12 protein-coding genes are annotated in these 14519 nt (G+C 59.2%); 1 reads left to right on the top strand and 11 read right to left on the bottom strand.

Annotated elements, in window-relative coordinates; genetic code table 11:
- Positions 1 to 49: 49 nt before the first annotated feature.
- From ACFO3S_RS08740 to ACFO3S_RS08715, 6 genes are all read right to left on the bottom strand, one after another.
- Positions 50 to 688: a TVP38/TMEM64 family protein gene (locus ACFO3S_RS08740; RefSeq protein ID WP_378094454.1), complete on the bottom strand. Its 639-nt coding sequence runs from the start codon at positions 686 to 688 to the stop codon at positions 50 to 52.
- 50 nt (positions 689 to 738) lie between these two features.
- Complete coding sequence (locus tag ACFO3S_RS08735; RefSeq protein ID WP_378094452.1) at positions 739 to 1893, bottom strand: glycoside hydrolase family 88/105 protein; 1155 nt, start codon at positions 1891 to 1893, stop codon at positions 739 to 741.
- A gap of 29 nt (positions 1894 to 1922) precedes the next feature.
- Positions 1923 to 2798, bottom strand: coding sequence for a carbohydrate ABC transporter permease (locus tag ACFO3S_RS08730; protein ID WP_378094450.1), 876 nt, complete (start codon positions 2796 to 2798; stop codon positions 1923 to 1925).
- 20 nt (positions 2799 to 2818) lie between these two features.
- Positions 2819 to 3787 (bottom strand): ABC transporter permease, encoded by a 969-nt coding sequence (locus ACFO3S_RS08725; protein ID WP_378094448.1) that lies wholly within the window; start codon positions 3785 to 3787, stop codon positions 2819 to 2821.
- Positions 3788 to 3850: 63 nt separating this feature from the next.
- Entirely contained in the window at positions 3851 to 5407 is a 1557-nt protein-coding gene (locus ACFO3S_RS08720) for an extracellular solute-binding protein (RefSeq protein ID WP_378094446.1), read from the bottom strand.
- Between the two features lie 174 nt (positions 5408 to 5581).
- Entirely contained in the window at positions 5582 to 7105 is a 1524-nt protein-coding gene (locus tag ACFO3S_RS08715; protein WP_378094444.1) for an extracellular solute-binding protein, read from the bottom strand.
- A 126-nt stretch (positions 7106 to 7231) separates the two neighbouring features.
- On the opposite strand from ACFO3S_RS08715, the gene ACFO3S_RS08710 reads away from it, so the two are divergent.
- Complete coding sequence (locus ACFO3S_RS08710; RefSeq protein ID WP_378094442.1) at positions 7232 to 9526, top strand: helix-turn-helix domain-containing protein; 2295 nt, start codon at positions 7232 to 7234, stop codon at positions 9524 to 9526.
- 172 nt (positions 9527 to 9698) lie between these two features.
- On the opposite strand, the gene ACFO3S_RS08705 is transcribed toward ACFO3S_RS08710, so the two are convergent.
- From ACFO3S_RS08705 to ACFO3S_RS08685, 5 genes are all read right to left on the bottom strand, one after another.
- On the bottom strand, positions 9699 to 11561 hold the full coding sequence (locus tag ACFO3S_RS08705; RefSeq protein ID WP_378094440.1) for an LTA synthase family protein: 1863 nt from the start codon (positions 11559 to 11561) through the stop codon (positions 9699 to 9701).
- 319 nt (positions 11562 to 11880) lie between these two features.
- The gene (locus ACFO3S_RS08700; protein WP_378094438.1) at positions 11881 to 12159 is read right to left on the bottom strand and encodes an alpha/beta-type small acid-soluble spore protein; all 279 of its coding nucleotides are present in this window, start codon (positions 12157 to 12159) and stop codon (positions 11881 to 11883) included.
- A 178-nt stretch (positions 12160 to 12337) separates the two neighbouring features.
- Positions 12338 to 12676, bottom strand: a complete 339-nt coding sequence (locus tag ACFO3S_RS08695) for an ArsR/SmtB family transcription factor (protein WP_378094436.1) — start codon at positions 12674 to 12676, stop codon at positions 12338 to 12340.
- The gene (locus tag ACFO3S_RS08690; protein ID WP_378094434.1) at positions 12663 to 13085 is read right to left on the bottom strand and encodes an SRPBCC family protein; all 423 of its coding nucleotides are present in this window, start codon (positions 13083 to 13085) and stop codon (positions 12663 to 12665) included. The genes ACFO3S_RS08695 and ACFO3S_RS08690 overlap by 14 nt, the downstream gene beginning before the upstream one ends.
- A gap of 51 nt (positions 13086 to 13136) precedes the next feature.
- Complete coding sequence (locus tag ACFO3S_RS08685) at positions 13137 to 14396, bottom strand: MFS transporter (RefSeq protein WP_378094432.1); 1260 nt, start codon at positions 14394 to 14396, stop codon at positions 13137 to 13139.
- Positions 14397 to 14519 lie beyond the last annotated feature (123 nt).

The following is a 14519-nucleotide window of genomic DNA, read 5'->3' as shown; positions in this document are numbered from 1 at the left end:
CGCAGCCTAGCTTCCGCCGCCCCGATCCCCAAGCCTCACCGCCGCGCCGCTAGGAGCTGATCCGCTCGGGAGCGGCCTCCCGCTCCTCCTCGCCGGCCCTCGCGAACCGCCGCTCGATTCGCTTGCTGAGCCACAGGGAGCCGCCCACGAACAGCACGACGTAGACCAGCTCGACCGGCCGCTCGACGAACCGCATGAAGTCATGTCCGATTATCGACACCGACAGCACCATGATCGCTTTGCCGAACAGAATCGCGATGAAGAACGACCTGAGCCTCATCTGCGCGATCGCCGCGGCGATGTTGATGACGACGAACGGACCGACCGGAAACAGACTGAGCAGGAACACGTAGCTGAACGCGTTGCGCCGAATCCACGTCAAGCTCTTCTTCACGTTGGGCTTGCGGGCGAAACGCATAAAGTAAGAATGCCCCGCTGCGTATCTAGCGACGAGAAAGGTGACGAGGCATCCGCTTACGATACCGATCCAGGAGTAGAGGAAGCCTGCCCACAAACCGTAAACGGCCGCATTCACCCCGACGATCAGAATCGTGGGCAAAGGCGGCACGAACGACTTGAGAAACGTTAAAGCGATCCCCGGCAGCGGACCGAAAGCGCGGTAGCGCTCCAGCAAATCCGTCAAACCGTCTTCATTCAAGTTGGAAAGTAGCTCCGAGACGACACTCATGTCAGTAGCCCCTGCTGCCGCTGTGCGGTAATTGCCTCCTATTATACCATTTATGGCAAGCCGGCGCTTCCCCCGATCGGATCGCCGCCGCTCGCCGCCTCGGCCATGGCGGCCATCGCGGCGCACGCCATGACGAAGGCGCCTACGCCGTGCAGGTCGTTGCCGCTCTTCGGCCGGCCGGCATAGTGAGCATAGTCTCCCGCCGACGTGCCGATGCAAATATCCGGAAGCACGACGACCCGTCCGTCGGTCCGAAGCGTCCGGACAAGCCCGCGGAAGCCCTTGCCGGCTGCGGCCCGGCACGCGTCCGAGACGGGCAGACCCCGTCCGGCAGCGCGGGCCAGCGTGTAGACGAACAGAGAGGAGCAGGACGTCTCGAGCCAGTTGTCCGCCCTTTCTCCCTTATCGACGATCTGATACCACAGCCCGCTCTCCTCGTCCTGGTACCGAACGACGGCGTTGGCGAACGCCGCCAGCTCCTGCTCCAGCTCTCCTCTTCCTGCATGCTCCTGAGGCAGCAGCTCCAGAAACTCCGCCAGCGCAAGCCCGTACCATCCGAGGGACCGGCCCCACAGCTCCGGGGAGCAGCCGGTCTCCGGATCGGCCCACGGCATTCGCTTCTTCTCGTCCCATGCATGGAACAGCAGCCCCGTCCGGGCGTCCCGCATATGGCGGCGCATCAGCCGCTCCTGCTCCAGCGCCAGATCGACCAGCCGGTCGTCTCCGTATTCCGCGGCGTACTTCAGCGCATAGACGCCGCCCATGTAGAGGCCGTCCAGCCACATCTGGCCGGGGTACTTGTCCTTGTGCCAGAAGCCGCCCTCGGCCGTTCGGTTCAACGTGCCGTACAGCGCTCGCAGCCTGTTTGCGGCGATCCGGTAACGGCGGTCCCCGGTGCGCCGGTCGAGCCGGAACAGCAGCAGCCCGGCTTGAATCGAATCCAGCTCGTCTCTGGCGAACAGGAAGTTCCCCTCCGGGTCGATCAGGGCGTCGGCATATCCCCGGATATAGCTTTCATACGAGGATCCGCCCGCGCCAAGCTCCAGCAGCTTCTCCATCCCGCTAAGAAACACGCCTTGATGGTAATGCCATCTTCCCGCCGGCGGAAGCTCCTCCGGCGCGTAAGCGGCCATGATCGTATCGCAGATCGCCGTCCCCCATTCGACCGGCGAACGCGGAGTCCCGCCCGAATGCTCCCGCTCCATCCTCATCCCCTCTTCCCTTGGTTTGTCGCTTATCCTTTAATCGAGCCCAGCAGAGCTCCCTTGGCGAAATGCTTCTGCAGAAGCGGGTACACGAGCAGAATCGGCAGCGTCGCCACGACGATAACGGCCATCTTCACCGTCTGATCCGGCGGCGGCACGGCCCCGTCCAGGTTGGAGCCGTACTCGATGCCGCTGGCCAGTACGACAATCTGCCGAAGCAGCACCTGGATCGGCCACTTGTCGCTGCTGTCCAGATACAGAATGGCGTTCAGATAGGTGTTCCAGTAAGTGACCGCATAGAACAGAGAAATCGTCGCCAGCACCGGCATCGACAGAGGCAGCACGATGCGGAAGAAGATGCCGAAGTCGCTGCAGCCGTCGATCCTCGCCGACTCCTCCAGCCCGTCGGGAATGTTCTGGAAGAAGTTTTTTAGAATGATCAGATTAAACGCGCTGATCGCGATCGGCAGCACGAGCGCCGCGTACGTGTCGATCAGGCCCAGCTCCTTCACGACGAGAAAGGTCGGAATCAGGCCGCCGTTAAACAGCATCGTGAAGACGACCGCGAACAGGATCGGCTTCCTGCCGTCCAGATCTCTGCGCGACAGGCCGTAGGCCATCATCGAAGTGATCAGCATGCTGAACAGGGTGCCCAGCAGCGTGACGGCCGCCGATACGGCCATCGCCCGGAAAATCGTGCTCGTGGAGAAGATAAACCGGTAAGCCTCGATGCTCCACACCTTTGGAATGAGGACGAACTTGCTGGCGGCCAGCTCCGCGTTCGTCGTGAACGAGCCGGCAATGACGTGGACGAAAGGCAGGAACGAGACCAGCGCTATCGTCGCCAGCAGCGCATAATTCAACACCGAGAAGATTCTGCCGCTTACCGTCCGATCCTCAATCATATCCCATTCCTCCGCTTGCGTTAGTAAACACCGTCTTCCCCCATTTTCCGCGCCAGCCGGTTCGCTAGCATAACGAGAAGAAGCCCGATGAACGATTTGAAAAATCCGATGGCCGCGCTGTAGCTGAACTGCTGCTGACGCAGCCCCGCCGTATACACATAGGTGTCGATAATTTCCGCCACTCGGCGATTCATCGAGTTCAGCAGCAGATAGACGTGCTCGAAGCCGAGCTCCAGAACGTCGCCGATCTTCAGAATGAGCAGCACGACGATCACGCCGCGAATCGCGGGCAGCGTAATGTGCCAGATTTGCCGGAAGCGGGCCGCCCCGTCCATTCTGGCCGCCTCGTATTGCTCGACGTCGACCGAGGCGATGGCCGCCATGTAGATAATCGTTCCCCAGCCCGCCTCTCTCCAGATCACCTGCAAAATGTACATCGGCCTGAACCATTCCGGACTCAGCAGAAAGTTGATCTTCCGGAAGCCGAGATGGGCGATCAGCTCGTTCACGATTCCGCCGTCCATCGTCAGCATGACGTAGCTGATCGAAGCGATGATCACCCACGACATAAAGTGGGGAATGTAGATCAGCGTCTGCACCGTCCGCTTGAACAACGACACGCGAACCTCGTTGAGCAGCAGCGCGAGGATGATCGGAATCGGGAAAAAGAACAGCAGATTCATGCCGAACAGAATAAGCGTATTGCCCAAAATCTGAAGAAAATCCGGCTCCGTGAACAAGCGCTCGAAATGCTTGAAGCCAACCCAGGGACTGCCCGCGATCCCCTTGTACGGTTTGAAGTCCTGAAAGGAAATGACCAAGCCGTACATCGGCGCATACTTGAAGATCAAGAAATAAAGCATGCCGGGCAGCATCATCACATACAGCCATTTGTTCCGCTTGATCCTGCGCCACCGCTCCCCGCCGGCTTGCCCCTTCCCGGGGCGGCCGAGCGCCGGCGCTCCTTCGGCCGTTATCGCATGCTGCATGTCGCGCCTTCCTTTCTCCGGTGTTCGGAGCGGCCCCGCGAGAACCGGGGCCGCCTGCGGCAATTATTGGGCTCTGGCCGCATTGAACTCCTCGATGATTTTGTCGCCGCCCCGCTTGCTCCAATCGTCGACCATCGCCTGGAAGCCCGCCGCGTCGATGCTGCCGTAGATATACTTGTACGTCGCGTCCTTAATCAGCTCTTGCAATTGAAGGCCCTCTGCGGCGTAAGTCGGAGAATCGAGCGCCGCAGTCGGATCGTGGATCGCGATTTTCTCGTTCTCGACGATCAGCTCCTCCGCATGAATCCGCGCCGCGAGCGTATGGTATGCTTCCAGCTGGCCGTTGGTCTCCGGCTCCCCGATCAGGCTGTCCTTGTAGCCCTTGACCTCGCGCTCGATCAGCTCCTTGTCGTCCAGCTCCTTCGCTTTGCCGTCCACCTTCTCGTAATGCTTTCCTTCCAGCCCCCAGAACATCGTCGTCGCCGCTTCCGGCGTCATCAGCCGGTCGAAGAACGCCAAAATCTTTTTCAGCTCCGCTTCGTCCTTAACGGCCGATTTAGGGAACAGCACGACGTTGTTATAGCCGGGAATCGACCATGTCGTCGCCTGTCCGCTCGGCCCTTTGACCAACGCGTGCGTATCCACGACCGCATCCGGCACGTTCTTGACCAGATCCTTCTCCAGCGCGTTGACGTCCTGCATGCTCCCGATATAGATGCCGGCCTTGCCGCTGGTGAACAGATTCGTCTGGTCGGTTTTGCTCGTCGCGGCGAAGTCCTGGTTCATGTAGCCGCCGTCGCGCAGCTTTTTCATAAAATCCATCGTGTCCTTATATTCCGGGAACATGAATTCGGGCAGCAGCCTGCTGTCCTTCTCTCCCCAGTTGTTAGGCGTTGCGAACCAGGAAGCGATCGTCTTGAACGCTCCGTAGATCAGATCGTTGCGGTCGGTCAGTCCGATCGTATCCGGCTTGCCGTTCCCGTCCGGGTCGTCCTCCGTGAACCGCTTCGCCATCTCGTACAGCTCGTCGATCGTCTCCGGCGCCTTCAGGCCAAGCTTGTCCGCCCAGTCCTTGCGGTAGATCATCCCTTGCCGTGCAAGCGGCCTTCCGACATACAGCGAATACAGCTTGCCGTCCACCCTCGTATTGTCCAGAATCGCCGGCTTCAGCTTGCTCAGGCTCTCGAACTCGCTCAGATAGGGGCCGATTTCCCAAAACTGTCCTTCGCGGATGGCGTCCTTCATCATTAGGAAGGTGGACTGATTTTTCAAGTACGTCACCTGCGGCAAGGAGCCCGTCGCGAACGAAGCGTTCAGCTTCTCCTCGTATGTGTCTGCAGGGAAAAACTGGTAGGTCAGCTCCGTGTTCGTGAGCCGCTCGATCTCCTTTTTGACCGTATCCGGCGGCGTCTCCGCAATGTTCAGGGGAAGCATGATCGTAATCTTCGTCGGTTCCTCCTTCTCCGGCGCCGCCGAAGCCGACGGCGAAGGGTCCGCTCCCGCTGACGAGCCCGGCGAAGGGGCGACCGCCTCCTTCCCTCCGTCTCCCGAGCAAGCCGCGAGCGCCGGAACGCATGCCAGCGCCAGACAGAGCACGAACGCAGCTCTTCTTTTCCTCATTGCTTCATGACCTCCAAAATTTGATAATGGCGTTGCAGCCTTAAATGTAAGGGCACGGTCCGATTACGTATATAATCATCCTCTCGGATCGGCTGCTTCCGGGCGCGAAGCGCTCCAAGGATTATTCCGCGGCCTGCGGACACCTCCCGAAGAGCGCAAAAAAAGCGGGGTCACTCACCCCGCGTCCTCGCCGCCGAAATAGTCCTGCGTATATTCCCGTATAATGTCCCGGCCGCCCCCGTTCTTCCAGCGCTCCACCTCCCGCCGGAAGCCTTCCTCGTCCAGATGTCCCAGTATATAATTATACGTTGCGTCGGATATCGTCTTGTAGAGCTCCGCGCCCTTCTCGTCGAACGTGTCCGATTTCAGACCGACGGTCGGATCTCTGACGATGAACTTCTCGTTATCTTCGCTGAGCCGTTCCGCCAGAGCGGTCAGCTCGTCCTGCCTGCCCACCTTCATAATATTCGGATTGCTCAGATCAGCGATCATCAGCGTGTAGATGACGCTCACCTCGCTGTTTCTCAGCTCCTGGCTTTCCTGCGGCAGATGGACCGTATCCCCTTCCACCCGATAGTGCCGGCCCTCGAAGCCGTACTTCATCAGGTTCGCCACGTCGCCCTCCATCGACCGGTCGAAGAAGCGCAGCGCCTCGAGCAGCGCCTCCTCGGTCTTGATCGCCTTCTTCGAGAACAAATACAGACCGTTAAAATTCGGAATCGACCAGATTCGGAAGCCTTCCGGCCCTTCGATCCGGTTGACCAGCGTGAAGCGCGCCTCCGGATTGAAGCGGACGGCCGCATCGGCCAGCCGCTGCGCGTCGAGCATGCTCCCGATATACATGCCGGCTTCGCCGCGGATGAACAGATTGCGCTGCACCTCTTTGCTGGTGACGGCGAAGTCGGAGTTGATCAGCCCCTCCTCGTACAGTCTGCGCATGAAGTTCATCGTATCCATGTACTCCGGGGCCTCGAACTCCGGCACGAGCGCCTTCCCCCGCACCGCCCAGCCGTTGGGCGTTCCGAAATAGGAGCCAAGCGTCTTGAACACGCCGAAGATCAGATCGTTGCGATCGGCCGCCCCGATCGTGTCGTCGAGGCCGTTGCCGTCCGGGTCCTCGTAAGTGAACGCCCTCATCGTCTCGTACAGCTCGTCGATCGTCGCCGGCTTCTTCAAGCCGAGCCGCTCCAGCCAGTCCTGACGGATGATGATTCCCTGCCGGGAGGACAGCCTTTCCGTGTACAGGCCGTAGATTTTGCCGTCGAGCGACGACTGCTCCAGAATGTCGCGGTTCAGCCGCCGGAGGTTCGGAAACCGGTCCAAATACGGGCCGATCTCCCAGAACGCTCCCGACCGGGCGGCGTTCTTCACGAATGCGTAATCCGTATACTTGACGAACGTCGCCATCTTCAGCGAATTCGTCATCAGCGACGTATTCATCTTGTCCGTATAGATGCCGTCGGGAACCCACTCGATGTCGAGCCTCGTACCCGTCAGCCGCTCGATCTCTCCGATAATCGAAGAGTCCGGCGCATGCGGAAAGTGGAGCGGCGCCATAATGGTAATTACGGCGTCCGCTCCGGCCTCCTCGCCCACGCCGGCCTCCTGACCGCAGGATGCGAGCAGCAACACGGCCAGCAGCCCTAGCATCGGCCGGCGTCTTCTCCTCCGGCAGCCGTCCTGAACCCTCGCCTTCATCGCGTTCCCCCTCCCCGTCCTACGATGTGACCTGATGATTATGGACGCTTCAGATGATTATTGTCCTGAAAAAGTCCAGTCGGTACAATAAAGCTATGTCGAGATCAAGTTAGGGTGTGGATCCTGTTGCGCTCATTCAGCTTCCTGACCAAGTTGACCCTGTTCGGGCTTCTGCTCAGCACGCTTCCGGTTCTTATGATCGGAATTTTCTCTTACGCTACCTCATCCAACGAAATCCAAAAATATGTAAATGAAGGAAAAATACAGCTTCTAAAGCAAATCAATGCAAATGTAGAACAAATTTTAACGACTGTCAACCACACTTTGAACCAGACGATCAACTCGACGGCGCTGAAGAAGGCCGTCTCCGCCCCGCTAACTGTAAACGATTTCATGACGTATGACAACATCCGCAACGAATTGCGGCACATGCAATCGTTCGATACGCTCGTGGAGGATGTCGTCCTCGTCAACGTGCGCCAAAACTGGATGGTCAAAAACTCCGGCCTGTACCCGTTCGACCGGTACGAGCAGCACGAAGCTCTGCTCGGGCTCATGAACGGCGGAGTCAAGGAGAGCTGGGAGCTGTATCCGAGCCGTTGGTTCTACAGCGAAGAAAGCGCCTCGAGCATCGGCTGCCCCTACACGCTCAGTCTGACCAAGAAGCTGCCCGTCAACGGGCTGGAAACCCACGGCTTCGCGATGGCCAACATTCCCGCCTGCAGCCTGCAGGCTCTGCTCAGCGGAGAGAATCCGGCGGATACGACGCTTGTTCTCGACGAGAGCTACCGCATTCTTGCGCATCCCGATCCTTCGCTGATCGGCCGTTCCGTCGCTGCGACCGGTTTCGACCGGACCGACCAGATGCACGGGCAGTCCGGGCAGATTCAGGCGGATCTGGGCGGAGGGAATTACTCGGTCGCCTATTACCGCTCTCCCTATAACGGCTGGACCTACGTTTCTTTCGTCTCGATATCCAGTCTCACGAGAGAGTCGAACAAGATCGGCTTCTACACGCTGTTCATCTGCCTCCTCCTGCTGCTTGCGGCGATTCTGTTCGTCTGGCTGGGCTCGAGAAAAATCTATTCTCCGATTCAGAAGCTGCTTCTGCAGCTTGACGACGGCCTGACCGGAACGGATAAGCGAAGGAAGGACGAATTCGGACTGATCGGCGAGCAATTAAGCCATCTGTTTCAATCCAAATCGCGTCTGGAGAAGGAGGTTCGCCAGCATCTCGGGCAGGTGAGAGCCTACTTTCTGATCAAGGCGGTCCAAGGCAACCTCATGCCCGGCGAGCTGGCGGAGCAGCTCCGCCGCTTCGGCTTCGAGGCGCAGCTGTCGGGCTGGCGGAGACTTGTCGTCCTGACGCTGCAGATCGACGCCCTGGAGGAGACCCGATACGGCAAGGAGGATTCGGAGCTGCTGCTGTTCGCTGTTCAGAACATCGTAGAGGAGATGATCCCGTTCTCCCGAAGGCTGACTCCGGTCACGGTCGACGGCACGGCGGTCGTCGTGCTGGGCAGCCCCGATCCGGAAGCCGAAGGGTTTAACTCCGCCCTGCTCGAAATCGCGGAGCAGCTGCAGACGAACGTCCACCGCTATCTCGGACTGCAGATCAGCATCGGAATGAGCCTGCCGTTCGATTCCTTCTCCCGGCTGGAGGCCGGCTACCGCGAAGGACTGGATGCCCTGAAGCATCGGCTGAAGCTGGGGAAGGGCATCATTATTCAGTACGGCAACCTGAACTCCGGTCATCCGTTCCTTAATCTGAACTATCCGACGCTCGTCGAGAACGAGCTGATCGACGCGATCAAGCTGGCGGAGCAGGACAAAGCCCGCGAGCTGCTGAAGCAGTTTCTCCAGCCCGTATTCCGGGCGGAGCTGTCTCCGCAGGAATGCCAGCTTGCGTTGGTCCGACTGCTTAACAATCTGCTGATCGTCGCTCAGGAGTCGGGCATTCAGCTGCCCCGGGCGGGCGGCTCCCTGTTCGAGCAGCTTCTCGCTCTGAACACCGTTCCCGAAATCGAGGATTGGTTCGCCGCCTCCGTCGTCTTCCCGATGATCGCCGCCTTCCGCGACCGTCAGGAGGCGCAGTACCAGAACATTTCCGAGCAGATCATCGACCTCGTCCAGCGCTGCTACGACACCGACCTGACGCTGGAGGAATGCGCTTCGCGCCTTCACTACAACGCGAACTACTTGAGCAGCGTATTCCGCAAGGAAACCCAGGTCTCCTTCAGCGAATATCTGTCGGCCTATCGCTTCGGCATGGCCAAGAAGTGGCTGACGGAAACCGACCTGCCGATCAAGGAGATCGCCGCCAAGCTCCGGTACAACAACCCGCAAAACTTCATCCGCTCCTTCCGCAAGCAGGAAGGGATGACGCCCGGACAGTACCGGGAGCGGAAGCTGCGGGCTTGAGCCTTCACGGGCCGGTTCCGGGCGCGACGCAGGCGGCGTTCTTCCGGCTCCGCGCCCGGTCTTGGCCGCGGCGGCGATCCGGATCGGATTCGCCCCCTACCGAGCGGCGAGAAACAAAGAACGGCCCGTTCCATCTCGCCGTGAGAATGGAACGGGCCGCTTTGCTCTATCGTCATTGCGGCGCTCTGTCCGGCAGCTGCTTCACGTAGCTGTCCGACAAGTTAAGCAGCTCCAGCGCGCGATCGTATTCGTCCCGGGCGGCTCCGCTCCCTTCCGGCAGCTCGGCGCCGTCGAACGGATAGTTCGTGCCGTCTTCGTAGTCGTTGCCGGGAATGAACACTCCGGTATCGGTCACGATGGAGCCGGTCGGCAGGAAGTGCCTCATCGGCAGCACGTTGGAGCCCGAGTTCAGCAAATCCTGTCCGAAGTGAAGCCGATCGTCGAGAGAGACGCCGAGCAGGTTGGCGATCGTCGGCAAAATATCGATCTGCCCGCCGGTACGCTCGATGAGCGCCGGATAGGTGACGCCGGGAACGTGCATAATGAACGGTACGTTAAACATATCGGCATAACCGTACTCGTGGCCGACCAGCTCCCGCATCAGCTCGCGCTCGTCGCTCTTCATCGAGTACACGGGCAGACCTTGGTGATCGCCGTAGATCATGACGATGCTGTCGTCCCAGAGGCCGCTGCTCTTCAGCTCCTCGAGGAAGGCGCCCAATGCGTAGTCTGCATAATTCTGCGCGAGAATGTACCGCCCGATCATCGAGCCTTCCATCTCCTCGGGAAGAGTCATCCGGCGCTTCGATTCCGGCAGATTGTAGGGATGATGAGCGCTCATGCTCAGCACATGGGCGTAGAACGGCCGATCGCTTTCATCCATCTTTTTCAGCTCTTCGATCGTTTTGGCGTACAGCACCTCGTCGGACGATCCGTAGGCGATATGATCCGTGTCCCCGTAGAAGCTTTTGTCGTAATAACGATCGAAGCCGAGAGCCGGATAAAGCTCCGTACGGTTCCAGAACTGAACGTCGTTCGTATGGAACGTCGCCGTGTCGTAGCCCTGGGCCTTCAGCAGCTTGGGCAGACTCGGCAGCTCCTTCTTCACGTTGTTCTTGGTGGCCGGCTCGTGCTTGGGCACATATAACGACGTGTTCACGACGTACTCGGCATCCGACGTCGTTCCCTGCCCGGCCATCGCGTAGAAATGATTAAAGCGGAATTGCTCCTGGGCCAGCCGGGTCAAATTCGGCATGACCTCCTGGCCGTCCACCTGAAGACCGATCATGAAGTCCTGCAGCGACTCCATCTGAATGAGGATGACGTTCTTCCCCCGAGCCTCTCCTTCATACAGAGGCTGCTCCACGAACGTTTTGCCTTTCAGACGGTCGATTCGCTCCTGGTTGATTTCCTTCATGTCCACGATCTCCGCATCGACCTTGTCGTCCGCGAAAATCGTGTAGAACTCGTAATTCAGAATGCCCATCTCTTCCGCTTGCTTGTTCTCGTTCATGCTCGCGCGATTCGGCCAGATGCTCAGAAAGCAGAGCATGACGGACGCCAGGAACAGCGCCGACAGCGCTTTGCGGCTGATCGGTCTCAAGTGCAGCTGGATGCCCTTGGCGCGGCTTTTCAGCCACAACGGAATGGCCAGAAGCACGAGGACGTCGACGAAAATGAGCAGGTAATAAGGATCCATCAGCGAGTACGTGCTGTCGCCGACCTGGGTGACTTTGTCCGCCTGGTTGAGGGCGTGATAAGTGACGATGACGCCGTAATACTTGTAATACATCAGCACCGTAAAATAGAGCAGCGTAAACAATAGGTTCGCGATCGTGTAGTAGAGCAGCTTGCGCTTGGTCGCGAACCATTCGATCAGACAGAAAACGACCCAGAAAAACGGAATTTCCGTAAGCATCGTCGTGACCGAGGGACCGTTCTCGAAGACGACGAACCAGGCCAGACAGCATTTCAACAGCAAAATGAAAGTGAACAGGACGAATCTTCGATTGCCCAGCTTGATCAACAGATTCATTTCCGCCTCATCCCCCTTACGAAACTGCGGAGAATCTTTTTCTATTATTCTATCGTATTCTCCAGCCAACGGTTTCTTAAAGTTTCTTAAGATTCATACCCCTGATGGGCGCAAAATTGCAGTCCGTTCCAAAAAACCCGCCCTCTTGCATGCAGGCTGGCTGGATAAAGAAATCGGATCGAGCGATGACGTATTGATTTATTATAAGGCAGCCCTACTTCGTTGTTAAGCGGAAATAAGCGGCCATTAAAGCCGTATCCCGGGAAAACGGCACAAAAAAAGCGAAGATCCCCCGAAGAGATCCTCGCCTCTTGTTTTTTCACCGTTTCCGCGTCAATTGCTCCTGCGCCAGCCGAATCATCTCCCGCACCATCGGCCCGCCGATTCTGCCGCCGACTTGCCCGGCCTCCTCGGTCGTCAGCTTCCCGTTGTCTCCTTGCTGCAGCGGCACGCCGATTTCCTTGGCCACCTCGTACTTCACCTCGTCCGGCCGCTGCGGATCGACCGGGTAGCCCTCCTTGCGCATTACGTCCGCCTTAAGCGCGCGTACGCCGTCCACCGCGTCCGGCACGGCCAGGCGCCTTCTTCTTCTCGCCATCGGTTCGATCGCCTCCGTCTGTCTCGACTTGTCGATGCTAGCGTTCCCGGATGCCGGCCGATTATTCCCCGCATTCCATTCGTCGCCCGCTTACGTCGATCCCGTCGACGGCGCGCGTACTCCGAGCCCTCCGGTTCGCCGTCCCGCGGCGAAGCGGCCATGGCGCCGAGCGTCCGGATCAGCTGTCCGACTCGACATAACGTTTCAGCGCGTCGAGCTTGTTCTCCCAGAAGCGTTCGTAGAAAGCGAGCCAGCTCTTCAACTCGCGGAGCGGAGCGGCGTCAAGACGGTACCGCGTTTCCCGTCCGACCTTGCGCTCCTTGACCAGCCCCGCCTCGGACAGGATGCGCAGATGCTTGGAGACGGCGGTTCGAGTCATCGGAAAGTGGCTGCTGATCTCGTTAACCGGCATTTCCCGGTCGGTCAGCAGACGGAGCACCCCCCGTCTGGTCGGGTCGGCGATCGCCTGGAACACATCGTGCTTCTGCGCCGCCGACGACGAGTCAGACTTGAACATATTCGCCCAGCTTCTTCACCAGCCCGACCCAGCCGCCGTTCATCCGGTCGCGAACGACGTCGTGAGGCTCGCCGAACTCCGTCGCGCCCTCCGCGGACCAGCCGCCGTGAATCAGAGTGAATTCGGTTTGATCGCCCCTGGCGGACAGCTCGAACGTAATGACCCAGTCCCTGCCCCAGTGAAAGGACAGACGGTTCGGCGGATCGACCTCGGTCACCTTGCAAGGCGACTTGCCGTAAGGACCGGAGTCGAGGTGAAATTCGTGGCCGACGACCGGTTCGAAGTCGTTCGGCATAAACCAGGCCGAGATTCCTTCCGCGGTGGCGACGGCCGCCCACACTTTCTCAATGGGCGCATTGAACAGTTGAACCTGCCGGATATCCGGCAGCTTGTCGCGGGTCTGCGTCATCGATCGTTCTCCTCCCCGAAAGGAAACCTTATGGTTTCCTATTCCCGCTCATTATAGGACACCTTTTGGTTCCATGTCAACCGTCTCGTCCGGCTCGTCCTCCGTCGCAAACACCTTCCGCATGAACAACCAGCTCAGCAGAGGCGAGCTGCCGACCGCCAGCAGCAGCCATTTCATCGCCTGCGGCGTTTTGCTGACGGAGATTACGCCCATAAAAATCGCCATACCCGCGATGCGGCCGACGTTAAGCGCCAGTTCCCGGGCCACGACATACTCCACCCGCCTCCCGGCGCTTTCCTCGTTCCGTCCGATCAGATCGAAGACGACCGCCGTCATCGGCATAATATAAAGCGGGAAGAACAAGGCCGCGCCCAGTCCGAAAGCCAGCAGAGTCGCGTAGCTAAAGCCCGCGAACATCGGAAGGATGACCGCAATGAGGGCAATCGCCCCGACCTGCATCGCCCTGTACCGCCACTTGGGCTTGAGCCATTTTCCCGTACAGAGAAAGCTTGCGAACCCGACCGCAGACGTCAGCAGCATGAAGTTGCCCAGCTTCATCTCGCTCCCTGTCTGAACATAGATCAGGATGCCGATGATGACTCCGAATACGCTCTCCCGGACGCCTTGGGCGGCCAGCGCGCCCATGACCGAAGGCCAGTCGGAATCGCTTTCCCGCATCAGCCGGTACGGCCAGCGCCATGTATAGCTTCCGGACGTCCTGCGGTTGCGGATGAAGAAGCTGGTGACGATCGCCGCCACGAACACGCAGGCCGAAGCAATGAAGATCGCGCGGTACCCGGCTTCTCCGCCGAGTCGGGAGATCAGCCACCCGGAGGTCCACGGGACGACGATCCCGATCAGAGAGCCGGTCGTTCCGGCCCAGCCGTTGAACTTGTCGCGGTTGTCCGGCTCGGTCGCCTCGAAGTAGACAACGTTGTAAGCCAGCCAGAACAACCCCGTCGCCAATCCCTGCACGAGGCCGAGCAGCCAAATATAGTGAACGGCGCTGCCCTTTAGCAGAAGAACGAGGGCGTAGAACAGGGCGGAAAAGCCGACGCCCACCCTCATGATAGCCATTTTATTGCCTTCCTTGGCCGCGTTGCCGGCAATCCAGAACGTCAGCCCCATGCAGAGGTGGGTAAGCAGCGTAAACCAGCCCAGCTTGAAATAGTCGTTGCTGGCTTTCCAGATATAAACTCCGAAATAAGTGCCGGATAAAGCGGTCGCCAGGGCAAAGAGGCCGTTCACCGCGAGCAGGAGCAGCGTCTGGTTGTCCAGCCGCCCGTAGGGGCGATGTCGTCTCGTGTCCATGAATCTCTCCTTCGGATAGCGCCAATATGAGATGCACCGTACTAACCTTCCCAAAAACCGTCCCCGGAAAACAAAAAAACAGACAGCGGGCATCCGCTGCCTGATTTCGCGCCTATGCTGCAT

This window comes from Cohnella hongkongensis, assembly GCF_042654645.1.
In the GTDB taxonomy this organism is placed as follows: domain Bacteria; phylum Bacillota; class Bacilli; order Paenibacillales; family Paenibacillaceae; genus Cohnella; species Cohnella hongkongensis.
The sequence above is the reverse complement of the archived record's forward strand: the minus strand, read 5'-3'. Positions and strand labels throughout refer to the sequence as shown.